The organism is Serratia sp. BNK-12 (assembly GCF_047456085.1).
Classification (GTDB): domain Bacteria; phylum Pseudomonadota; class Gammaproteobacteria; order Enterobacterales; family Enterobacteriaceae; genus Serratia; species Serratia liquefaciens.
The window spans coordinates 3,615,017-3,637,863 of record NZ_CP179896.1 but is presented as its reverse complement, the minus strand read 5'-3'; the positions used below and the strand labels follow the sequence as shown (position 1 = coordinate 3,637,863).

General features: G+C 54.7%; 21 protein-coding genes. 6 read left to right on the top strand and 15 right to left on the bottom strand.

What is annotated here, in order from left to right:
• The first annotated feature begins 33 nt into the window (after positions 1-33).
• Both ACMGG1_RS16880 and ACMGG1_RS16875 read left to right on the top strand, forming a co-directional pair.
• Positions 34-3,042, top strand: a complete 3,009-nt coding sequence (locus ACMGG1_RS16880) for a DUF4214 domain-containing protein (RefSeq protein WP_414160873.1) — start codon at positions 34-36, stop codon at positions 3,040-3,042.
• A 322-nt stretch (positions 3,043-3,364) separates the two neighbouring features.
• Positions 3,365-4,669 (top strand): methyl-accepting chemotaxis protein, encoded by a 1,305-nt coding sequence (locus ACMGG1_RS16875; RefSeq protein WP_414160872.1) that lies wholly within the window; start codon positions 3,365-3,367, stop codon positions 4,667-4,669.
• A gap of 40 nt (positions 4,670-4,709) precedes the next feature.
• Here ACMGG1_RS16875 and ybiO read toward each other — a convergent pair whose 3' ends face one another.
• From ybiO to dps, 6 genes are all read right to left on the bottom strand, one after another.
• The gene (gene ybiO, locus ACMGG1_RS16870; protein ID WP_217330971.1) at positions 4,710-6,929 is read right to left on the bottom strand and encodes a mechanosensitive channel protein; all 2,220 of its coding nucleotides are present in this window, start codon (positions 6,927-6,929) and stop codon (positions 4,710-4,712) included.
• A gap of 160 nt (positions 6,930-7,089) precedes the next feature.
• Positions 7,090-7,812, bottom strand: a complete 723-nt coding sequence (glnQ, locus tag ACMGG1_RS16865) for a glutamine ABC transporter ATP-binding protein GlnQ (RefSeq protein WP_020825913.1) — start codon at positions 7,810-7,812, stop codon at positions 7,090-7,092.
• Complete coding sequence (gene glnP, locus ACMGG1_RS16860) at positions 7,809-8,468, bottom strand: glutamine ABC transporter permease GlnP (RefSeq protein WP_020825914.1); 660 nt, start codon at positions 8,466-8,468, stop codon at positions 7,809-7,811. The genes glnQ and glnP overlap by 4 nt, the downstream gene beginning before the upstream one ends.
• Before the next feature lie 105 nt (positions 8,469-8,573).
• Positions 8,574-9,317, bottom strand: a complete 744-nt coding sequence (gene glnH / locus ACMGG1_RS16855) for a glutamine ABC transporter substrate-binding protein GlnH (RefSeq protein ID WP_046374121.1) — start codon at positions 9,315-9,317, stop codon at positions 8,574-8,576.
• 359 nt (positions 9,318-9,676) lie between these two features.
• Positions 9,677-9,943 (bottom strand): DksA/TraR family C4-type zinc finger protein, encoded by a 267-nt coding sequence (locus ACMGG1_RS16850; RefSeq protein WP_020825917.1) that lies wholly within the window; start codon positions 9,941-9,943, stop codon positions 9,677-9,679.
• A 170-nt stretch (positions 9,944-10,113) separates the two neighbouring features.
• A complete protein-coding gene (dps, locus tag ACMGG1_RS16845; RefSeq protein ID WP_020825918.1) occupies positions 10,114-10,617 on the bottom strand; it encodes a DNA starvation/stationary phase protection protein Dps in 504 nt (167 codons plus the stop codon).
• A gap of 393 nt (positions 10,618-11,010) precedes the next feature.
• Here dps and ACMGG1_RS16840 point away from each other — a divergent pair, with 393 nt between their 5' ends.
• On the top strand, positions 11,011-11,550 hold the full coding sequence (locus ACMGG1_RS16840) for an adenylate kinase (protein WP_122077820.1): 540 nt from the start codon (positions 11,011-11,013) through the stop codon (positions 11,548-11,550).
• A 61-nt stretch (positions 11,551-11,611) separates the two neighbouring features.
• Here the strand turns inward: ACMGG1_RS16840 and nanQ are convergent, their stop codons facing one another.
• Positions 11,612-12,079: an N-acetylneuraminate anomerase gene (nanQ, locus tag ACMGG1_RS16835; RefSeq protein ID WP_261108206.1), complete on the bottom strand. Its 468-nt coding sequence runs from the start codon at positions 12,077-12,079 to the stop codon at positions 11,612-11,614.
• A gap of 145 nt (positions 12,080-12,224) precedes the next feature.
• Positions 12,225-13,112 carry a threonine/homoserine exporter RhtA gene (rhtA, locus tag ACMGG1_RS16830; RefSeq protein ID WP_142815651.1) on the bottom strand — a complete coding sequence of 296 codons (888 nt, stop codon included), beginning with the start codon at positions 13,110-13,112 and terminating at the stop codon, positions 12,225-12,227.
• A gap of 396 nt (positions 13,113-13,508) precedes the next feature.
• Here rhtA and ompX point away from each other — a divergent pair, with 396 nt between their 5' ends.
• Positions 13,509-14,027: an outer membrane protein OmpX gene (ompX, locus tag ACMGG1_RS16825; RefSeq protein ID WP_020825922.1), complete on the top strand. Its 519-nt coding sequence runs from the start codon at positions 13,509-13,511 to the stop codon at positions 14,025-14,027.
• A 101-nt stretch (positions 14,028-14,128) separates the two neighbouring features.
• Here ompX and ACMGG1_RS16820 read toward each other — a convergent pair whose 3' ends face one another.
• Complete coding sequence (locus tag ACMGG1_RS16820) at positions 14,129-15,112, bottom strand: nitrilase family protein (RefSeq protein WP_048761562.1); 984 nt, start codon at positions 15,110-15,112, stop codon at positions 14,129-14,131.
• 94 nt (positions 15,113-15,206) lie between these two features.
• Between ACMGG1_RS16820 and ACMGG1_RS16815 the strand changes: the two genes are divergently transcribed.
• Positions 15,207-16,094 (top strand): LysR family transcriptional regulator, encoded by an 888-nt coding sequence (locus ACMGG1_RS16815; RefSeq protein WP_128864010.1) that lies wholly within the window; start codon positions 15,207-15,209, stop codon positions 16,092-16,094.
• Here the strand turns inward: ACMGG1_RS16815 and ACMGG1_RS16810 are convergent.
• The 6 genes from ACMGG1_RS16810 to ltnD all read right to left on the bottom strand — a co-directional run bounded on the left by ACMGG1_RS16810 (position 16,089) and on the right by ltnD (position 21,732).
• Positions 16,089-16,619: a GNAT family N-acetyltransferase gene (locus tag ACMGG1_RS16810; protein WP_020825925.1), complete on the bottom strand. Its 531-nt coding sequence runs from the start codon at positions 16,617-16,619 to the stop codon at positions 16,089-16,091. The genes ACMGG1_RS16815 and ACMGG1_RS16810 overlap by 6 nt on opposite strands.
• A 51-nt stretch (positions 16,620-16,670) precedes the next feature.
• Positions 16,671-18,041, bottom strand: coding sequence for a GntP family transporter (locus ACMGG1_RS16805; RefSeq protein WP_122077826.1), 1,371 nt, complete (start codon positions 18,039-18,041; stop codon positions 16,671-16,673).
• A gap of 105 nt (positions 18,042-18,146) precedes the next feature.
• On the bottom strand, positions 18,147-18,923 hold the full coding sequence (locus ACMGG1_RS16800) for an HPr family phosphocarrier protein (protein WP_046374115.1): 777 nt from the start codon (positions 18,921-18,923) through the stop codon (positions 18,147-18,149).
• 3 nt (positions 18,924-18,926) lie between these two features.
• Entirely contained in the window at positions 18,927-19,559 is a 633-nt protein-coding gene (locus tag ACMGG1_RS16795; protein WP_122077830.1) for an aldolase, read from the bottom strand.
• The gene (otnK, locus tag ACMGG1_RS16790) at positions 19,556-20,818 is read right to left on the bottom strand and encodes a 3-oxo-tetronate kinase (protein WP_414160871.1); all 1,263 of its coding nucleotides are present in this window, start codon (positions 20,816-20,818) and stop codon (positions 19,556-19,558) included. The genes ACMGG1_RS16795 and otnK overlap by 4 nt, the downstream gene beginning before the upstream one ends.
• Positions 20,818-21,732: an L-threonate dehydrogenase gene (gene ltnD, locus ACMGG1_RS16785; protein ID WP_041414346.1), complete on the bottom strand. Its 915-nt coding sequence runs from the start codon at positions 21,730-21,732 to the stop codon at positions 20,818-20,820. Before ltnD ends, otnK begins: the two co-directional genes overlap by 1 nt.
• 285 nt (positions 21,733-22,017) lie before the next feature.
• Here ltnD and ygbI point away from each other — a divergent pair, with 285 nt between their 5' ends.
• Positions 22,018-22,788 (top strand): DNA-binding transcriptional repressor YgbI, encoded by a 771-nt coding sequence (gene ygbI / locus ACMGG1_RS16780; protein WP_116690890.1) that lies wholly within the window; start codon positions 22,018-22,020, stop codon positions 22,786-22,788.
• The last annotated feature ends 59 nt before the right edge of the window (positions 22,789-22,847 follow it).

Genomic DNA, 22,847 nt, shown 5'->3' with positions numbered 1-22,847 from the left:
TCTCTTTCATTCGACACATTAGTGGGATTTATTATGATTCCTTTATCTACGCAGCAAGAGGTCGGCGCCCTGATTATCGGTATTTTTGGGCGTCTGCCAACGGTTTCAGAAATCGACTATTACGATAGTCAATTTGATATCAGCAGTCAGCCGCCGGCTTATATGGCCAGTATCTTAATGAGTCAGCCTGATGCCGACTGGATGAGCGGCCAGAGCGAATACGATATTCTAACCTCAGTCTACCTTTCAGTTTATAACGCCTACCCCGATCCGGATTATATCAACGAGCTGCTTATGCAGGGCCATTTCAACAGCGCGATCGCCAGTGTAGTCATCAGTCTTTTTAATTATCTTGGTGACGATCCTGTCATTCTGGCGCAGCGTGATGCATTGGACCAACGGATTGCCGAGGGACTCTTTCCTTCCGTCGCCGCGGATGCTGTCGGAGGGGCAGGCGATGCCATCGCCGTGTTCTACCTGCTGAAAGCCCCTTGGCTGGCCGACGAAATCAATTCGTATGGCAGTCAGCTCAATCAGGGTGCCGACCTGGCCGTTTTGGCGCAGGAAAAAATAGAGACCTTGCCAATCAATAACCTTTCCGACGGTGATTTTATTCAACAGTTGTTTGAACAGGGTTTCGAACGTTCGCCAACGGCGGCTGAGCTGGCCGATTATCAGCATCAACTGGCGGAAGGGGCGACACGTGGTGAGCTGCTGGTTGCCATGATTGAGCAATTACGTGGCGAAGTGGCACCGGCAGATCAAACTGCGCAACAGCATTTTAATGATGCCGGTTATGAATTTCCTTCGGGGGAGTTGCCCGCAACGGTTTATTTGGAACAGGTGGCAGCACTGTTCCGCGCTATTCCTGAACGGAGTATCGATGCCGGTTCATTGGATACCTGGAGCAAAACCCTGGCCTCTGGCACCCTGAGCTATGCTGAGTTGGTGGCTGGCCTGTTGGCAACTCCCGAGTTTCAGGAACAAATTGGCAACCTGCAGGGGGATGCTTTTATTCAGCACGTGTATCAAGCCGTTCATGGCAGGGCAGCAGATGAGCAACAGTTGGCGCATTACCGGACGTTGGGTGACGACAAGGGGCTAATCACGCAGGCCGTGGTTGAGGATCTGGTGACTAGCGACATCATCGGCGGTATTACTCAGAGTGAGCAATGGGCGTTTGCCCGCGAAATTGGCCAAAGTCTGGGTTATAAAACCACGGCTTCGCTAAGCACCAGCGAAGAGGGCGGAAATGCCTACGGGACGGTAAACACTCATGTCGGACACTCGTTGAGCAACGCCGAAACTGCGGTACTGTTCCGGGTTTTCCTTAATGCAGATACGGATGCCGCAGTGGATCTGAGCTACGCTGCCCAACTTTCCTATCTGATTATCAATGGGGATGGGGCTGCAGCCATTCAGTTGCACAACAATCCGAACGTCAAATATGGCGTGGCGGTGACCGTAAATAACGCTAACGTCACCCTCGACGGTACCTACGGTAGCGATCGGGTACAGTTAACCGGGCTGGCCGATGTCGCTGCCGCAACCGGAAATTTTAATCTGAGTGAGGGCAATGACAGCCTGCTGTGGGCCGGGAACTCTACCGGAGGCGCCAATCATGTAGGTTGGTCGCTGAAGGCTGACGGTGGCGCAGGCATGGACATTCTGTCCGCTAATCTGATCGTCAAACTCACGTCCACGCTAGACCTTTGGGGAATGCGTGTCAGCACGGTTAGCAGCAACGCTGCAAATTTCAGCCATTTTGAGCAGCTTGATCTGGCTGGTTATATTGGCCAGGCCGAAGCGACCCTGAATAAGGTCAGTTGGAGTGGGATTCAGACGGTAAAACTGGCCACTGAAGCACACGTTTTTGACTACGGCGTGATAAGTGGTAACGCAACGGTTGAGGGAACCCTAGGTGGGTATGTCATTCAGGATCGGGTGGCAAACGATCTTGGTAGTGGTGGACTGTTGCTTTCCGGCCGGGCAGATAACGTTAAAGTGATTAACGCCAATGCGCAAGCCGCACGGCTTGAATTCAGCAGTGTGGGCAATCAGTTTGACAGCCGGATCGAAATCGATTTTCTGGAAAATGCTACTCACCGCGTCGATCTGTTATTTTCCGGCAGTGGAAACGTCGGATTTTTGGCGCTGGATTCCCACGGCAGTGAAAATCCGCTGGAGCTGATTGCCATCAATGCCACGGGTTGGAGCCCCAGCACATTGACTTTGACCGGCAGCAATGACCAGGTGCATGACATCGTGCTTTCGGGTCGAGCGAGCTTCAACCTGACTTTAGAAGAGGGGTATCACAATGTGGGCCTGATTGATGCTTCAGCCTTTGCCAGCAACGCGTTCACTCTCAATTCGGCCCATGGCGGCAGCGGAAACGGTACGCTGATTCAGATGCTGGATTTACTGCCCCTCAGCGGCGCTAGCCAGGCGAAATTAGCTCCGTTATTGGTCGAATTGGGGCTGGTGGGTGAGCAATTGTTAGTCAAAGGTGGGGGCGGCAATGACCAGTTCAATATCATGGGCGATACCACGCTAATCGCAGGTGCAGGGAAAAACAGTATAACTCTGCAATCAAGTACGGCAGCTTCCGGCGTCACTCTCAAGGGATTTTCACTACAGCAAGACAGCGTTACTGACGTTTTGTCTGGCGTACGCTTATCCCATAATGCCGGGGGGAGCTCATTGGCAGATTACGGTACCAGCGACGGTCAAAATATTGAAGGCCGGATCGGTGCGCTGACAGATGAACAGATGGGGAGCCCCAGCCAACTGCTGGCGGCACTGTTGGATCTGGACAGACCGGGGGCGCTCAGCGCTAAGGTGGGGGTGAGCAGTGTATTGGCCGATCAAAACAGCAGTTATATTATTGTCGACAATAACGACGATCACCGGCTGGATGCTGCAGACAGCGTGATCTTACTTTTGGGCCAGGATCACCAGCTGTTACTTAGCGAACTGCGCTATGTCCCACCGGAGGTCACTGTCACCGGTTCGGCATCAACGGAGGAATTATTGGTTGCCTGAATCTTGGTTGTTGGATTAATGTACTCTGGTGCCGGTTATTTGACCGGCACCTATAAATCTTCGCGTTTCCCTTTCAATTTCCGCATGTTGCGTTATTCTCAATACGTCGTCCAATACTAAAAATCTTAAATAAGTTATTTATTCAAAACACAATAGTTACCTTACTTAATTGATATTTTAATCCGGTGAGCTTTATCTGCCAGGAGAATTAGGCCTGCCTGTTTCTCAGGGTGATGCACGTCTGCGTGTGGGCGCAGCGTGCAGAAAAATAAAATGAAAAGCACTTGTCTGCTAAATCATCTGCCAGAAGGATTTTAACCCTATGCTGTTACGATTCAGTCAGTTAAACACCCACAGCCGTGCCGAGTTGAGCGCGATAGAAAATGCCGTTGCCATGATCGTATTTAAACCCGATGGCACCGTGCTGCGCGCTAACGATTTATTTCTAAAAACGATGGGATTTCAACGACAGGAAGTTATCGGCCAGCATCACCGCCTCTTTTGTTCCCCGGAATATGTCGTCAGCCCGGCATATCGCAATCACTGGGATATATTAAATAACGGCAAGCCCATTACCGATAATATAAAACGCATTCGCAAAGACGGCGAGGCCGTGTGGCTGCAGGGCACCTATACCCCGGTGATGAATAAACAGGGGCGGGTGGTGGAGATCGTCAAGATCGCCAGCGTTGTGACGGAGCGCATCACCCAGGCGCAGGAGCATCAGAGCCTGCTGTCGGCGCTAAACCGTTCGATGGCAATGATCACCTTTGACGCGCACGGCAAGATCCTTGCCGCCAACGACAATATGCTGAAATTGATGGGCTACCGAATCGAGGAGGCGCGGGGACAGGCGCATGCGGTGCTCTGCCCACCTGAGTTTGCCCATTCTGACGATTACCGCCAGCATTGGCGGCGTCTCGCACGCGGCGAGTTTATCACCGGGCGTTTTGAACGGGTGAACCGGCGCGGAGAGCGGGTATGGCTGGAGGCCAGTTACAACCCGATTCTTGATGATGATGGGCAAGTGGTCAAAGTGGTGAAAATTGCTCAAGATATCACCCGGCAGATGATCCAACAGCAGCACGAAGAAGAAATGGTGCGTAATGCCCACCATTTATCACTGGATACTGACCGGACCGCTGCACAAGGGGCCGTGATCGTCCAGCAGGCGGTCGCAGGCATGCAACAGGTTGAAGCGGCCGCGCGCGATACTTCCGCGGTGGTCAGTGAGCTGGGCATTGGTTCACAGCAGATAGGCACTATGGTGGAGGCAATCCGTAAAATCGCCTCTCAAACCAACCTGTTGGCGATTAATGCCTCGATTGAGGCAGCGCATGCGGGTGAGCATGGGCGCGGATTTGCCGTTGTCGCTAATGAAGTACGTACTCTGGCGGAACAGTCTCGCCAGGCGGCGACTGAAATTGAACGTATCACCAAATCTATTCAGCAGGGAGTGGCGGCGGCCATAGCCGGCATGGCGGTCTGTGTGGAACAGGCTGGCGGTGGCGTGGCGTTGACGCACGATGCCGGTGAAGTGATTAATCGGGTGAATATAGGTATGCAGGATGTGGTCAAACTGATGCAGACGTTTACCACGGTCAAGCAGGGAGAGTCGTTGCACTGAGGTCGGTGACGCTAACCCCTGCCGGGGTTAGCGTCATTCTTCACTCAACTTGTTTTGTTGCCGACTGTTGCGTACCTGGCGCATAAGAAAGTTGCATTGCCTGTTGCGGCATAGCGATACCGGCTTGATCAAAGTGTATTTTGACCAGACGGTCGAGGGCATACTGCACCACCCACTGCTTTAACGCCTGGGTGCGTACGGTCACCCGGGTGGTGAAGGAGCGATCGCCCAGCGCCACTACGCCGTTGAACACCGGTTCGCCCACCAAAAAGCTCTTCACCTGTTCGTCTTGTTTCAACGCGGCGACGGCTTGATGCAGCACCTCATGGACATGATCGATATCTTCGTCACGGCTAACGCTGTAGTTGGCGCGGTACACGCCAAATTCACGGGCGTAATTCGCCAGCGTCGTGATCGAAGAAAAGGGGACGATATGATACACGCCGTAATCGTCCCGCAGGCCAATCGACCGGATGGTCATGCGCTCAACCGTACCGGTAATGCCGCTGACGGTGACGTACTCGCCGGTATTCATGCCGTTCTCAAACTGGATGAATACGCCGGTGATCACGTCCTTTACCAGCGTTTGCGCGCCAAAACTGATGGCCAGCCCCAACGCCCCGGCCCCGGCCAGCAGCGGGGCAATATTAATCCCCACCTGCGACAGCACAATCATAATGGTAATGGTGCTGATAACGATGGCCAGCACGTTACGAAACAGCGTCAGCAGCGTGCGTTCACGCGCGCTGGGACGGATGCCGTTGCTCAACTCCAGCGCCAGTCGATGTTCGATAACGCTGGCCATCAGCGTCCAGCTGATAACCGCAATCACCAGGATCAGCAGGATATGTACCAGTCCGCCGACGATTTTTTCCCCGTTTTCGCTGCTTGCCCACTGGTAAAGGTTGATCAGATGCCAGGCGTCAAACAGCAGCAGCGTGACCGTCAGCACCACCATCACCCGCAATATTTTCAACCCATTGGGAATATAGGAATTAATACGACGTTCCAGCATCGGATAGCGTCGGTTGACATCATCCGGCAGCGAAATACGGCGGAAAATCCAGCGGGTCAGTTGGCCGGAGATCAACGCCCCGACGCCGATAACCACCAGGCTTTTTACCGTTGCGGTCATCATAAAGTTCAGGCTGTTGCCAATATCGAACTGCGACAGGACAAACAGCACCAGGAAATAAGCGATCGCCAGCAGGTGCCAGACATGGCCCAAACCGCGCAGAATGATGCTGAAGAACGCCATCGATCGTTCGGCCAGCAGGTTAATCTGGAGCTGTATCGGCTTGCGGTTACGCAGGATCAACGCCAGTGCGTATAGCGTCAGTGCCAGCATGATGACCAGATTGGCTGCGGCGGCTGCGGGGTAACTGATCTGTGTCGCCACTACCGGCACCACCACCATCAGGCCGTAGCCGATCAGGCCACTCAGCCAGGCAAGGCGCGTATTCCAGTAATGGGCGACGGCATCGGAGAACGCAAAAGGACGCAGGTAATCGAAATTGGGTGCAAAAATCAGCCGCAGTACCGCCTTGAAGAATTCGATCACCGCGAAGGCGCTAAGAAACAGGGTTTGCAGCCGCAATATGGTGGCGTTGTCGGCGTGGACATGACGGGCAAACAGATTACCGGCAGTCAGTGCCAGCAACAACACCAGCAAATCGATAGCGAAGGCGCCGAGGATCGCCGTTGGCAGTTTGTACCACGAATCATGCTGAAGTTTGGCGTTGTGCCCCCAGTTGCCGATGCGTTTGTATAGCGGGCGGATTATCCGGCGGATCAGATGGAAGAGGGCAAAGGTCAGCGCAACCGTCAGCAGAAAATAGCCCAAAGCCCGAAAAAAAACGTCCGGATGGAAAGTGCGTTTTGGCCCAGAGTCGATCAGTTTTTGCCTCGAGTTTAACTTCTTGTCGAGGGTGCTAAGGCTGTCTTGCGCCAAACTGGTCAGGCTTTCGCTCAGCGAGTCTGACGGCTCGGGCGTTGCTGACTTGGGCTGCGCTGCGGCTGGTTGATCCGCAGCCTGTCTCAGATGGTTAATCAGTTCGGCACGGGCTTTGTCGTCTTGCAGAATATCTGCGAGCGCCGCGTAGGAGGTTTTTTGCTGCTCGGTTTGGCCACTGGGCGCGGGATCCTGTGCGGGCTGCGCCGTTGCCAGTGGAGAAACTGCATAAGTGATCAGCAGCAGCAACAGGGGAAACAGCTGTTCTCGCAGATGAGAACCGAATCGGGAGTATGCGGTTGCGGGCATGTATCCTCTCTTGGGGCTCTGTAAATCGGCGGATTAATTACAAATGTTAAGAAAAACAAAGAATATAGTAGAAAATGAAGAGGCGCAGGGAGTGATAACGCGTGCTATTGCCATATAGAAACGGCGGGCCCGGAACAGGCCCACCGCTGGGTAGGGTAAATCAGGATACGTGCTGCAAGAACTCCTGCAAGCGCGGGCTTGGCGGGTGGTTGATCAGGTCATGCGGGTTGCCGTCTTCCGCAATCCGGCCTTTATCAATAAAGATCAGTCGCGAAGCCACTTTTTCGGCAAAGCCGACTTCGTGGGTGACGATGACCATGGTCATGCCTTCTTCCGCCAGATCCTGCATAACCTTCAGCACTTCATGGCGCAGTTCCGGATCAAGTGCGGAGGTCGGTTCATCAAACAGCATCATTTTCGGTTTTACCGCCAGCGCACGGGCGATAGCCACGCGCTGCTGTTGGCCGCCGGAAAGCTCGGAAGGGTAGTGATGTGCACGCTCCGCCAGGCCGACTTTGGCCAGCAGTTCGCGCGCCAGTTTTTCCGCATCCGACTTTTTCAAACCGCGTACGCGGATCGGGCCGAAGGCAACGTTTTCCAGTGCGGTCAGGTGTGGGAACAGGTAAAACTGTTGGAATACCATGCCGGCTTCCTGACGGATCAGACGATCGTCAACCTTGGGATCGTTGGCTTTCAGGCCGTCGACGATCAGATCGCCACTGGTGATCTCTTCCAATTTGTTGATGCAGCGCAGCAGCGTGGATTTGCCGGAGCCGGAAGGCCCGATAATCACCACCACTTCACCCTGATTAATTTTCAGGTCGATATTGTGCAGCACCTGGGTTTGCCCAAAGTGCTTGGAGACGTTTTTAAATTCAATCACAGGATTTTCATCCTTCTTTCCAGACGACGCAGCACGAAGCTCAGCACCAGGGTAATAATCAGATAAATAACCGCCACGGCGCTCCAGATTTCCAGCGCGCGGAAGTTGCCGGCAATAATTTCCTGGCCCTGACGGGTCAGTTCCGCCACGCCGATCACGATAAACAGCGAGGTGTCTTTAATGCTGATGATCCACTGGTTACCCAGCGGCGGCAGCATGCGGCGCAGCGCCAGTGGCATAATGACATAACGGATGGTTTCGCGGCGCGACAGACCCAACGCCAGACCTGCTTCACGGAAGCCGCTGTGGATCGACAATACGGCGCCGCGAGTGATTTCCGCAATGTAGGCGCCGGAGTTGATCATGATGGTGACCACCGCCGCGCTAAAGGGATCGATGCGCAAATCGCTGAACGCCATCGGCAAGGCGAAGTAGATAAACATCACCTGCACCACGATAGGCGTGCCGCGAATAACTTCGATGAATACCAGGGCGATGTGGTTGGCAATCCAACCGCCGTAGGTACGGGCAAAACCGGCAACGAGGCCGATGATCAGGCCGCCAATCAGACCGAGGACCGAAATCCACAGGGTCATTTTGGCGCCTTCTAACAGGATAGGGATGGCGGGCCAGATGGCGCTCCAGTCGAACTGCATGGTGTTTTCTCCCGGTGATCCCAAACGTGGGAATCAGATACAACAAAGCGCAGGGGCTAAGGCACCACCCCTGTGCTTAAGTGAATCAGTGACTGACTTCATCCGTTATTTAGGTTCGGTACCGAACCATTTTTTGTAGATTTCGTTGTAGGTGCCGTTGTCGCGCAGCGTTTTCAGCGCGCCATTCACCTTCACGCGCAGTTCGTCACTGCCTTTAGGGAAGGCGATGCCGTATTGCTGTGCTTCCAGCGAGTCGCCAACGGTTTTGAACTTGCCGGCGCCGGCGGTTTTAATGAAGTACAGAATGTTTGGCGTGTCGTGCAGCACCGCGTCAGCGCGTTTGGTGCCCAGTTCCATATAGGCGTTATCGATGTTCGGGAACTGACGCAGGTCTTTGGTTTTGATGTGCTGCTTGGCGTAATCCACGGAGCCGGTGCCACTCTTCACCGCCACCACTTTGCCGTTCAGATCGTCAATGCCCTTGATGCTGTTATCGTTGGCGTTAACCATCACCAGCAGGCCGCTTTTGTAGTAGCCGTCAGAGAATTCGATGGCTTTTTTACGTTCTTCGGTAATGGTGATGCCCGCCAGCGCCAGGTCGATATTTTTGGTTTGCAGTGCCGGGATGATGCCGCTGAAATCCATAGGCTTCAGGGTGTAATCCAGTTTCAGTTCTTTGGCGATAGCGGCCCACAGGTCGATATCGAAACCAACGTATTTATCGCCTTGTTTGAATTCAAAAGGAACGAACGCGGTATCGGTGGCGACGACCAGTTTGTCTGCTGCGTGGGAGCTTACGGCAAAGGCCAGCGAAAGTGCGGCCAGGGAGACTTTAAAAATTGACTTCATGAGAGGAATTTCCTGTACAGGTTGCGGATTACCCATTTTTTATATTGCAGTTGGTGCCATGAAAAAATCGTGCCATGTTTTCAACTACTATAAAAACAAAGAGTTGCGGTGTGATGTTGGCTCTGAAGGTCGAATTATTATTTTTATGCACCAAATTGAGGCCCCAAAATGGTGCTTTTGGCGACCTGGTGGTGCATGGGTCTATCATTAACCAAATAATGGGGTTGAAACAACCGATAGTTAACGGTTTCGCTTCAATATTGATAACTAACTCTAACTTTTATGCCGCAAGCTTGTTGCATTTGGTGCAGGAGTGTTCTGTCAGAGAGGTCCATGGGGTATATTTTGCGTCGATAAGCTCAACGCAACTGGCTGTCTTTACTGCCGCGACGGTTATATAAACTGCTTGCCGCCTGCTTTTTATCCAACTCGGTTTGGCAGGCCAGGCAATAACGCACGCCTTTCAGCGCCTGCCGACGCGCCAGAGGGATTTCCTCTCCGCATTCCTGACAGTAATGTTCGCTTTCGCCCTGTCCCAGCGCCTGTCTGGCACGCTGTACGGCATCATCGACGGTAGAGTCGATTTGATCTTGTACGGCACCGTCTGCCGCCCATCCGCTTGCCATGATCACCTCGCTAGTGCTGAGTCTTCATCAGTTCGTTTTATCTACTATTTATCTACTATGGGCTGTTTTTTGAGCAATTCAAGCGGCGTAAAAGAAAAACAGGCCGGGGCAAAGCCCGCAGCCTGTTCAATCCCGCAATGCGGAACGCTTTGATTGTTTGTCGCGCAGATTTATTCGATGTTGGACTCGATAAACCACAGGAACTTGTCCAGATCGCGTGACGCAGCGGTAAACATATCCGCGGTATCTTCATCAGCGACTTCTGTGATGGCCTTGCGAATGTCGTTCGCGGCCACACCGTAGCGATCGGCCAGCGCTTTCAGGTGTTCCTGCACGCTGTGGATGTTGGTCGGATAGCTTTTCAGCGGGGTCTTGTCATTCACGACCTGCACGGTACCCAACGCCACGCCGCCCAACTGCACCACGCGCTCGGCAAAAGTGTCCAGGTGATCGATGATGGCGGTACGGAACCCGTCCAGCATTTCATGCACGGCAATGAAGTTGGCGCCACGCATGTTCCAGTGCGCCTGCTTGGTGATCAACGACAGATCGGTAAATTGAACCACCTGATGGTTCAACGCCTTGATGGCTTCCAGTTTGGTTTTTTCGTCCATGTCATTACGAGTGTAAAGCAGCTCAGAAGATTTCGTTTTCACCAGTTTAGCGGTACTCATATCAGATATCCTCTCGTTAGTTCGTTGTCCTATTTTTGTCACGGGAGTAATTATAGCAGCGATATAGCATTTTGCAGGCCGAAAATGGCTATTGGATAAATAGGTTCTAACGAATTGAAAATTAACTCCAGTAAGGGTAAGGTTATAGGGATATATTTATTTTTTTACTAATGGTTTGAATTGTAATGATATTGTTTCGTCCTCTCTCGTGAGGGTGGTTCCGCAGGGTAATAATTTCAGGAAGGCGTTTAATAACCATTTTCATTTATATTTTCATCAAAATTCGTCATTCTAAATCATTTTTATTTCATTTTATTAATTGCCTGTTAATTCATATTGATAGACGAATAACATCCCGCTAAGCTATTTCCCTCCATCTCAGAATTCGCTCCCATGAAAATTAACGTCGTTGGAACCAGTGGCAGTGGCAAAAGCACGGTGGCGCGCCAGCTAGCGGAAAAGTTTGCGCTGCCTCATATCGAGCTGGACAAGCTGTTTTGGCGTCCGCAATGGCAGGGTACACCCGATGACGAGTTTTTGGCGCAGGTCGCGCAGGCGCTGGCCAAGGCGGAGTCCGGCTGGGTGCTTGACGGCAATTACAGCCGGACCAAAACGATTAAATGGGAAAGCGTTGATTGGGTGGTATGGGTAGATTACGGCTTTTGTCGTACGCTGTTTCAGGCGGTGCGTCGTGCCGCTACACGCGCATGGCAAGGTACCGAGTTGTGGCCCGGCACCGGTAACCGCGAGAGCTTCCGCCGTTCCTTTTTCAGCCGTGATTCCATCGTTTTATGGACCATCAAAACCTACCGTAAAAACCGGGCCGGCTACCTTGCGGATATGAACGATGCCCGGTATCGCCATATCCGCTTTATCCAACTGCGCTCTCCGGCGCAGACGGCGAGGTTTATACGCGCTTTGCCCCAGTATTGATCAGGGCGGCTTTCGCTCAGCGCGATGGGAGGTCGGTCATCCAGACAGACCGGCTGGCCAATTACAGCAGCAGGGTGTAATGCACCTTTATCACCGCTTTTTTGATTGGCATCGATACATTAAGTTGGCAAGCGACTTTGTGCGGCTCATGAGGTAAAAATATGGCGTACATACCGGGAAACATCGCCAGCGTCTGGCGGTGGCGTATGATATCCAGCAGTTGTACATCTCGTGCATCGTCATAAGGCAACTCACTTTGCCAATCCCCCGGCAAACCGTAATCAATGCGTTCTTCACCGCCGAGGAGCAGATGAATGGCGGCATATTCCTGATGCAGCTCTGCACGTCGGGTTTCCGCTAGCCCGGTGGTTAGCGTCATCACGTCCATAAAGATCTTCTCACCCTTTATCTCATGCCGCCCCTGAGCCAGCTCGGCGAGATCGTATTGACGCACAGCGGTGATGGTTTCGACCAGTGTCGGTGACAGCCCACGCCCATAGCGTGGGTTAAACAGCGTGTTATAAATCACTTTAACTCTCCATGTGGTTAACCCTGCCGGGTTTATTTCCATAACTACCTGGGGGGACTGCGGGGAAAAGTATGCCTGTTTGCCAGCGTGAAAACAGTTAACCCGCCTGCATTCCGCTTTGGGCAAATGCAGGCGTAGCCAACACTCAGGACAGGTTTTCGATTTGCGGTTTGGGTTTGATGGTCAGGGTCGCCCCCATGGAGGCGGTAATGATCGCCGCCAGCGCCAGCCATTGCACCGTCGTCAGGTGTTCATTCAGGAACAGCATGCCCGAAAGCGCAGCCAGTGCCGGTTCCAGGCTCATCAATGTGCCGAAAGTCCGCGCCGGTATTTTTGGCAACGCAATAATTTCCAGCGAATAGGGCAGCGCGGTAGAGAGGATAGCTACGGCCAGGGCGACCGGCAGGATATCAATGTTCAGCAGTGCGCTGCCGGCTTGCCAGGCGCCAATCGGGCAAAACACCACGGCGGCAATCAGTGAACCCACCGCAACGGTTCCCGGCCCGTGGTCGCCACCGGCTTTCTGGCCGCAGATAATGTAGACCGCCCAACAGGCACCGGCACCCAGCGCACAGGCGGCGCCGAAGGGATCGATGCTGCCCATGTCATGGCCCAACGGCAGCAGGAACCAGAGTCCGGCGATCGCCAGTGCCACCCACAAAAAGTCAATCGCACGGCGTGAAGAGAACATGGCGACCGCCAGCGGGCCGGTGAACTCCAATGCCACGGCGATACCGAGCGGCAGAGTACGCAGAGAAAGATAAAACAGGTAATTCATCGCGCCCAGCGCCAGACCGTAAATGAACAACGGTAGTCGGCTACCGGCGGCAAATCGCATGCGCCACGGGCGGAAGATAATAAAGAGGATCAGCGTGCCGATACTCAAACGCAGCGTGGTGATGCCTTCTGCGCCGACCAGCGGGAACAGGCTTTTGGCCAGGGAGGCACCGCTTTGGATAGAGACCATAGCGATGATCAACAGGCAGATTGGCAGCAGCGTAGAAGACGCTTTTGCGGTTGCAGACGAAGACATCCTTTAGAGCCTTTTATGCATTTCCCACGATCTGGGAAGAGGTCGATGTTTGGATGACGGCAGTGTAAATGAATTGCGGTAAATGTGTCTGAGAAAAGCATTTTCAACGAAAAAAAGCGCTGGCTTACGGCACCAGAACAGCTTTTATGGTCAAAAAGTGCTCTTTTTTTAAGAATTGTCTGGATATTAAATAGGTGATTCTTATCACAGAAACGCGTAGAATGCGGCTCGAAAATAGAGCGAAATGAAGTAGATACACTGTTCTTGAAATCTAATGTTACACGATATAAAGCATTAGACACTCATTTTAAGGCAGAGTTTCACGCTAATTTTTGTTATATTTTCAATGCATGAACAAATGGATTTACTTAAAAATATAACGCGTTTGAGGTGGTTATGAAAAAAATTGCATGTCTTTCCGCAGTAGCAGCCTGTGTATTAGCAGTAACCGCAGGTACCGCATTCGCTGGTCAGAGCACCGTATCCGCTGGCTATGCGCAGGGTGATCTCCAAGGCGTTGCTAACAAAGCCGACGGTTTCAACCTGAAATACCGTTACGAGTTCGACAACAACCCACTGGGTGTTATCGGCTCCTTTACCCACGTAGAGAAGAACGGTTCTGAGAACGGTTACTACGGTAAAGCTCAGTACAACTCTATCACTGCCGGTCCAGCTTACCGCTTCAACGACTGGGCAAGCATCTACGGTGTAGTGGGTGTTGGTTACGGTAAAAACATCGACAACGCTCAAAACGGTACTGACCGTAACGGCAGCAGCGACTACGGCTTCACCTACGGTGCTGGCCTGCAGTTCAACCCAATCCAGGACGTAGCACTGGACGTTGGTTACGAGCAGAGCCGTATCCGCAGTGTTGACGTTGGTATCTGGAGCGTTGGCGTAGGCTACCGTTTCTAAGATTTCTCCATGCCTGCGGGCATGAGCATGTGGCGCAGTTGGCCGCATCAGATAAAAATCCGCCTTCGGGCGGATTTTTTTTGCCTGTCATTCGGCGTCGGTCACTTGCCCAGTTTTTGCGCCGGTTCCGTTGAAAACCGCGCGCTGCGGGCATCTCGCTCATAGCCTTGTGGTTGCGTAAGAATGTCGTACAGTGCCGGTCGACGACCGTGGATCCAGCGGCGGCCCGTGCTGAGCGGGATCAGCGACAGATCAAGGTTGGCCGTGACCATCTGATCTTCTGCCGCCCAGGTTTCCGCCAGAATGCGGCCATAAGGGTCGAGGATCATCGCATTGCCGGTACGCACTTCGTCATCGTCACGTCCCACTCCGTTGCTGAACAACACAAACAAACCGTTGTCATGGGCACGTGCCGGGAGCCAGCGCATCAGCCAGCCACGCCCGTGTTCGCCACGAAACGCCGCCTCTATCGCCGCCGGATCCTCCTGCCGCCGTTGCCAAATTTCCAGTGGGATCGGCTTCATGCCGTGTGGGCTACGCGAATGAGTGCCGCCGGTCTGATGCGGTGCCAACAGCACCTCTGCCCCCAGCAATGCGGTCGCGCGGACATTCTCAACCAGGTTATTGTCCCAACAGATCAGCACCCCCATTCGGATACCCCATGGGGTGTCGAACACGGTGAAACTGTCGCCGCTGGCGATTGCCGGGTGTTCAAAGGCATGCAGTTTACGGTGAACGTGAAGCTTGCCGTCGGGTAGGCAAACGGCGTAGGCATTGTAATATTTGCCGTCCTCTCCCAATTCGATCAGCCCGACGCCGATCGCCATGTTATAGCGTTCGGCCAGCGGGCGAATGCGCGCCAGCGAAGGGCTGTCGGCGATGGGCTCCGCCAGTGCACCAATTTCACCGGCGCTGAGGTGGCGTACGTGCCAATAGCCGGTGATGCACATTTCCGGGAAGGTCAGCAGCTGGATCTGTTCGGCGGCGGCGCGGGTGATAAAGCCCTCGATCACCGACAGGTTGTAGTTTTTATCATTGGCGCGATGCTGAAACTGCACCGTCGCGGCGCGTAAAGAGTTTGTCATAGGATTACCTTTTGGCTGTTATCTGGCGTTGATTACAGCAAAGCCTTTGATTACTGTATAATCAATTAAATTCCTTTTTTGATAACCTAACGGAATGGATATACGACAACTCCGCGCCTTCGTGGTACTGGCCGAACAGGGCAATTATCGCTTGGCGGCAGAGCGGCTGTGCATCACTCAGCCGGCGCTGAGCAAACAGATCCAGGCGTTGGAAACGCTGCTGGGCGCCCGCTTGTTTAACCGTGGCCGTCAGGGGGCGCAGCTGACCGCCAGCGGCCAACGGCTCTATCCTGAAGCTCAAACGTTAGTCGCTCAGCATCTGCAGTTTCAGCAGCGAGCCGTGCAGGTGGTACGGGGGGAGGCGGGGCGTTTGGCAATCGGCTTTGGCCTGTCCAGCTTTCATCTGGCGCCGCAGTTGGTGGCCGCTTTCCGTCATCGCTTTCCCGAGGTTGCCGTGGGGTTGGAAGACTTGCCTTCAGAACGGCAATATCAGTTGCTATTGCAGGGGGAGCTGCAGGTGGGATTTGTGCGATTACCTGTCAGTACGCCGTTGCGCGCCAGTGCGTTGTTGAGTGACCGATTGGTGCTGGCGGCGCCTTCGGCGCTGGCGCTGCGGGCGGACACCCTCATGGAGCAATTCAACACCTTACCGTTGTTACAGTTGACGCCCAAGCGTGGGCGCGGGCTGAGCGACCAGTCGCTGCGTTTTATTGCCGCCCATCAACTGGCACCTAACGTGGTACAGCAGGCCGGTGATATTCAAACCTTGCTGGCACTGGTTGCCGCCGGCATTGGCGTTGCTCTGCTGCCGCATAGCGTCACGCATATTGCGCCGGCGGGCATCGATATTCTGCCGCTGAGCGGCGAACAGACCCAATGGCAAGTCGGTATCGCTTGGAACCCGCAGCAGCCTGATGCGCTACGGGATAACTTTGTCCAGGTCGCTTTGGCTACCGCGTCGGGTCAGGTTGCCGGCTTATAGCGGGCAGTGCATCACCAGAATTGGGCTTTGGTGGTACTCGCTGCGATGACTTTCGCTGAAACCGACTTTCTTCGCCAATGCCAATGAGGGCTGATTTTCCGGGGAGATAATGCATACCGCCTTATCGCCCGGTAAATGGTCTTTTCCCCAGGCCAAAGCCGCGCGCAGCGCTTCGGTGGCATAGCCTTTACCCTGTGCCGAGGTCACCAGCGTCCAGCCCATTTCGGGGGCATCAAGCGCCGGATGGATATTGCGCTGGAAGTCGGAAAAACCGATGCCGCCAAGGTAAGCGCCGCTGACTTTATCGCGCACGGCCCAGTAGCCATAACCCAGCAACGCCCAGTGGCCGACGTAGCGCATCAGGCGGCCCCAGGAATCTTCACGATCCCTCGGCGTGCCGCCGATATAACGAACCACTTCAGGATCGGCCCACATGGCGGCCAGCGAGTCAAAGTCGTCCAGCGTATGTGCATCAAGGCGTAAACGTTCGGTAAGCAACAGCGGTGCGGTAGTGATAAGAGGCATTATTTTTTCCTGCACAGAGCCAGAGGCGGTCTGTGCAGTATGCCAGAGAAATTACACCGCCAGCCACAGTAACCAGGTGAACAGGAAACCGCTCAGGCCAAGGATCGTCGTCAGTACCGTCCAGGTTTTCAGGCCATCGGCGACCGAAAGCCCGAGGTATTTGGTGACGATCCAAAAGCCGGAGTCATTTACGTGCGATAAGCCCAGCCCGCCGAAGCAGGTGGCGAGAGTGACCAGTACCAATTGCAGCTGATTAAGCCCGCTAACCGCTTCCGATAACAGGCCACCAGTCGTGAGTATCGCTACAGTAGCGGACCCCTGAGAGGCGCGCAGCGCCAGCGAAATGATAAAAGCTGCCGGGATCAACGGCAGGCCTATGGTGGTCAGCACGTCTGCCAATGCCTTGCCCACGCCTGACTCCACCAGGACTTTGCCGAATACGCCACCGGCACCGGTAACCAGGATCACCACCGCGGCGGTCGGCAGAGCGCCCCCCATGACGTCGCTGGTGTGTTGCAGGCTCCAGCCGCGACGAATGGCCAGGAAGTAGAATGCCAGCAAGAGGGCAATCATCAGCGCTACCGCCGGTGAGCCGAGCAACGAAAGCGTGTCGCGCAGTGCTGAACCCGGCTCGAGCAGCGTGGCCGAAACGGTGCCCAGCATGATAATCGCGATAGGAATGACGATCAGCGCGGCCACCAACCCGGCGCCAGGCGGATTGATGCGGTCGCTCAATGGTGCTTTGCCTTCCGGCGCCGGTTCGGGCGCTGCCAGCTGCAGCTGTTCCAGTACCTCAATCGACAGTGGATAAGTTTTACGATTCAAATGCTTGGCTGTGAAATAACCGATCACGCCTACCGGAATACAAATCGCGAGACCGATAATGGTCAGCCAGCCAATATCGGCGTTCAGCAGCCCGGCTGCGGCGACCGGGCCTGGATGTGGCGGCAGGGCGACGTGAACCGTCAGCATTACGCCGGCCATCGGCAGGCCGAACTTCAGCGGCGAAACTTTAGCGACCTTGGCAAAACCGTAGATGATCGGCGCCAGGATGATAAAGCCGACGTCGAAAAAGACCGGAATGCCGAGAATAAATGCGGCGATGGTCAGGGCGGCCACGGTATGTTTCGGCCCCAAAGCTTTGCTGAAGCGCTGGGCCAGCGATTCGGCACCGCCAGAATGTTCGATCATACGGCCGAGCATCGCGCCCAGGCCGATGATAATGGTCACCGAACCCAGTACGCCGCCCATACCTGCGGTCATCACTTTCATCACTTCGCCGGTAGGAATGCCGCTGGCCAACGCCACCAACAGACTGACCACCAGCAAGGCGACAAAGGGCTGGATCTTGGCCTTGATGACCATCAGCAAGAGCAGTACCACACCTAATACGGCAATCATCAAAAGCATAGAGGTAGACATGAAATAGCCTTTAATCGGGTAAGAGTCAGGCACCGCGATCGCCGGTTGGCGATACGGGTGCGTTTAATTTTTATGTTTTGGAAATCCCTGGGTTGGCGCAGTGCCTTACTGGTAAGGTCTTAGCCAATCAAGCCCGACGGTGGTATCGCCACGCGGCCGGTATTCACAACCGATCCAACCTTGATAGCCGATGGCGTCCAGTTGGTCGAACAGCCACGGGTAATTCAGTTCGCCGTCGTCCGGTTCATGACGATCCGGCACCGAGGCAATCTGAATATGGGCGTAGCGGCCGGCCAGCGAATGCATCAGCCCGCTGATGTTGCCGTCCACCAACTGAGCATGGAAAAAGTCGAACTGTACGAAGACGTTCGAGCGATCGATGGCCTCGACCAGTTCGGCTGCCTGGTGCTGGCTGGAAAACAGATAATGCGGCTTAACCTGTGGGCTGAGCGCTTCAATCAGCACCTTGATGCCGTGCTGGGCGAAGCGGTCTGCGGCATAGCGAATATTATCGATAAAGGTATCGCGATAGCGCTGCCAGTCCGCCCCCGGGGGAACGACGCCGGCCATCACGTGCACGTTGGGGCAGTTCAGCGCAATGGCGTAAGCCAGGGCGCGATCGATATCTGCACGCGCATCTTGCTCGCGGCCCGGCACCGCCGCCAGCCCCCATTCGCCGGCTTCGGCATTGCCCGGCGCGGTATTAAACAGCACCTGCTGCAAACCGTTGCTGCGCAGTTGTTCCGCCAGCAATTCGGCCGGATAGTCATAGGGAAACAGGAACTCGACTGCCGTGAAACCTTCGGCTGCGGCAGCCTCGAACCTTTCCAGGAATGGCAGTTCGTTAAACATCATCGATAAATTGGCGGCAAACTTAGGCATGGTTCAGCTCCGTAGCTCGGTAATTTCATCATCGGTCAAATAGCGTATTGGGCGGTCGCCGAGGGTGAAAATCAGCCTGGCGGCATCTTCCATCTCTTCGGTATTATCCGCTGCCGCCCGCAGATCCTTGCCCGTAACCACCGGGCCGTGATTGGCCAGCAAAAAGGCGCGGTGGGTCGGTGCCAGTTTGGCCAGGTCTTCCGCCAGCCGTAAATCACCTGGGCGGTAGTACGGCACCACCGGCACCTTGCCGACCCGCATCACCACATAAGGGGTGAAGGGTTTTATGGCATTCTCCACGTCCAACCCTTGCAGGCACGATAACGCGGTGAGGTAGGTACAGTGCAGGTGCACCACCGCTTTGCACTCTGGGTTATTCAGATACAGCGCACGATGAAAGCTGATCTCTTTCGAGGGTTTGTCGCCGGACAGCCATTCGCCGTTCAGGCTGACTTTCGACAGCCGCTCGGCCTGCAGTTCGCCCAGGCAGGATCCTGTCGGGGTTGCCAGCAGCGTGCCGTCCGCCAGCAACAGCGAAAGGTTACCGGCGGAGCCCGTGGCGTAGCCGCGTTGGAAGAACGAGGCTCCGAGGCGCACCATCTCTTCGCGTGCCTGTTGTTCGGTCGTCATTGTCATAATGGGAATTCCGTTTGTGCCCGGGCGAAAAAGTTATCATCGCCAAAATTGCCCGATTTAAGGGCCAGTGAAACCGGTTGTTCGATGGCGCGAACCCAGGGTACGCCGGGAGAGATGCAGGGGCCGATGTGGAAGCCGCGAATGCCCAGCGCCTGCGTCACTACGCCAGAGGTTTCGCCGCCGGCAACGATAAAGCGACGGTACCCTGATTGTTGGAGCTGTTTAACCACTCCGGCAAACAGTGACTCCACTGCCTGACTGGCTGCAGCCATGCCATATTGTTGCTGAACCTGCTGCAGTTTCTCCGGTTCGGCGGTGGCATACAGCAGCGGGGCCAGCGGGGCATTTTCCTGCCGCTGTACCCAGTCGGCCAGTTCTGTGACATAGGCCGCGCGGTCAGATTCGCTAAGGCAACGCGCCACGTCGATAGCCATGGCCGGGGCCTGTTGACGATATCGAGCGACCTGTCGATTGGTCATGACGGAGCAGGAGCCGGACAGGACCACCGCTTTCTCCCCCTGTGGGGCTCCCGCGGCCTGCGGACGATCTTGTCCCGGCTGAGCCCATTGCCGTGCGAGGCCGATGGCCAGGCCCGATCCGCCGGTCACCAGCTTCATATTTTTCAGCGCTTCGCCCTGGGTCAGCAAGTGCTGCTCATTGAGCGTATCCAGCACCGCATATCGCACGCCTTGCTGCGCCAGCTGTTGCAGCTTTTCCACCACCGCACCGGCACCGCAATCCATCTCTGCGGCCGTTACCAGTCCGCAGCGTCCCTGAGCCTGTGCTTCCATCAACCGCAGCAGATTGCTGTCGGTCATCGGCGTCACCGGGTGATGGCGCATGCCGGACTCCGACAGCAGTTGATCCAACACAAACAGATAGCCCTGATACACCGTCCGGCCGTTGACCGGCAGCGCCGGGGAAATCACCGTTTGGTTTTCGCCCAGTGCATCAAGCAGCGCATCGGTCACCGGGCCGATGTTACCCTGCGCAGTGCTGTCGAAGGTTGAGCAATATTTGAAGTAAAATTGCCGGCAGCCCTGGCGCTGCAGCCAGGCCAGCGCCTGCAAAGATTGTTCAACTGCCTGCGAAGCTGGGCAGGATCTTGATTTCAGGCTGATAACGACCGCTTGCGCTTCAATCGGCATTTCATCATGCGGTACGCCATTTAACTGCACCGTCGACAGGCCGTTTTCCACCAGAAAGCTGGCAATGTCGGTCGCGCCGGTAAAATCATCTGCAATTACGCCGAGCAGCATTATGCGTTCTCCTTCTTTTGCGGCAGGTCGATACCGGAGAAGATTTTGATCACTGCGCTGTCATCCTCTTTGCCGAAACCGGCATTGCTGGCGGCGGTAAACATATTAAAAGCGGTAGATGCCAGCGGCAGCGGGAAATGCAGTGCTTTGGCGGTATCCGCCACCAGCCCCAGATCCTTCACGAAGATATCCACCGCCGATTTGGGCGCATAGTCGCCGTCAACCACGTGACGCATACGGTTCTCGAACATCCAGGAATTGCCGGCCGCGTGGGTGACGACGTCGTACATGACATCCAGAGGAATACCGGCGCGGGCAGCCAGCGCCATGGCCTCGGCTCCGGCGGCGATGTGCACCCCGGCCAGCAATTGGTGGATGATTTTCACCGTGGCACCCAGGCCAATCTCTTCACCAATGCGATAGACCTTGCCGGCAATGGCGTCCAGCACCGGCTGCAATTGTTGGAATGTAGATTCTGCGCCGGATGCCATCACCGTCATTTGGCCTTCAGCCGCCTTGGCTGCGCCACCTGAAACCGGAGCGTCAAGCATGTTCAGGCCAAGCGCCAGCAGTTGTTGTTCTATCTGCCTGGCATCGGCAGCGGAGATGGTGGAAGAGACCATGACTGGCGTATTGGGCTTCAGCTTCGCCGCCAGGCCGTTTTCGCCGAACAGGATCTGCTTGACCTGAGCAGCGTTAACCACCAGCAGCAATAACGCATCCAACTCAGAGGCGAATCCATCTGCGCTGGTGGCAGCCTGTTTGGCCCCGGCCTGCTGCAATGTGGCCAGCGCCAGTGGGTTAAGATCGACACCATAAGTCGTCAGCCCGGCATTAATGCACGACTTCGCCGCCCCCATTCCCATGGAACCTAACCCTACGATGCAAACTGCAAAATCCCCTGGCTGTGTCATTTGGCACCTCGTGTTAATTTTAGTGATAATTTGTTTTGTTGTGTTAAATGTAAGCGCATTGATACGCTGAGTCAGCGATCGATATCACAATTATTAACATTAAGTGGAGCCTTAATTGATGCGCTTAAAAAGGTTGATATCGCGTTATCTCACTGTTTTAAAAATATTTAAAATAAGTCATCGATACCATGAGCGATCTCACGGCCTGCAAAATGGCTGCTTTCATCGAACGAAAATTGACGTAAAATCACAATTATTATCACTGTGGTAAAAAGAGAGGGAACCGTGATACCTGTAGAACGCCATCAGCAAATTTTAGCGCTGGTATCAGAACGCGGGGTGGTCAGTATTGCCGAATTGACCGAGCGGCTGGGAGTGTCGCATATGACGATTCGCCGCGATCTGCAAAAACTGGAGGAGCAGGGCGCGGTACTGGCAGTGTCAGGCGGGGTGCAATCTGCTGAACGGGTGGCGATTGAACCTTCTCATCAGGATAAGGAAGGGATGTACAGCCAACAGAAAGCGGCCATCGGTCAGTTGGCTGCCCGGCAGGTCCCGCCCAACAGCTGCATTTATCTGGATGCGGGCACCACTACGCTGGCATTGGCAAAGCACCTCAGTGAGCGCGAAGATCTGACGGTGGTCACCAATGATTTTGTGATTGCGGGCTACCTGATAGAACACAGCCAGTGCAAGATCATTCACACCGGCGGCACCGTCTGTCGCGAGAACCGTTCCTGCGTTGGTGAAGCGGCGGCTCAGGCGCTACGTGGGTTGTTTATCGACCTGGCGTTTATTTCCGCCTCATCATGGAGCATGCGCGGCCTGTCGACGCCCAATGAAGATAAGGTGATGGTGAAGAAAGCCATCGTTGACGCCAGTCGCCGCTGTATCCTGCTCAGCGATACCTCAAAATACGGTAAAATAGCCACCTATCTGGCGTTGCCGATTGCGGTATTTGACGCGATTATTACCGATGATAATCTGCCCGCCGCAGCGCGAGAGGCGATCCTGCAGGCGGATATCACGCTGATGACGACCGGGGAGAAAAACTGAACATAGCCTCGTATTGACAGCGTCGGAATAAATGCACCAGCGGGCGGTGAGCTCTCTGC